The sequence below is a fragment of the Paraburkholderia sp. SIMBA_054 genome (genome assembly GCF_046534875.1).
Classification (GTDB): domain Bacteria; phylum Pseudomonadota; class Gammaproteobacteria; order Burkholderiales; family Burkholderiaceae; genus Paraburkholderia; species Paraburkholderia hospita.
In genome coordinates this window covers 1-243 of the sequence record NZ_JAWRXV010001519.1, presented here as the reverse complement: position 1 = coordinate 243, position 243 = coordinate 1, and the positions used below count along the sequence as shown (strand labels likewise).

At 60.9% G+C, this 243-nt stretch carries 1 protein-coding gene; it reads right to left on the bottom strand.

Annotation, left to right across the window (positions count from 1 at the left end):
- Window positions 1–242: TrbI/VirB10 family protein (locus SB822_RS60105; protein WP_410859512.1), on the bottom strand; the 242-nt coding region annotated here is incomplete at its 3' end.
- Between the last annotated feature and the right edge of the window lies 1 nt (window position 243).

Here is a 243-nt window from a genome sequence, read left to right as displayed (position 1 = left end):
CTGGCATAGCCGGTTGCGTCGCCCACAATCGACAAAAGCAGCGCACTGCCGAAGCGTTCCCACCAATGCCTGTCGACATGGCCATCGAAACCAGAGCGTCCAAGCGCGTCGGTCGCGGGAGATGCCAGCGTGATGATCACGCCTTCGGGCGTCTTCGCTCTATTCCACAAAACGAGCAATCGTTTCTGGCCGCGCTGAAGCCCTCCGCGGAACTCTCCAACGACCTGCGTCCCCTTCTCCATC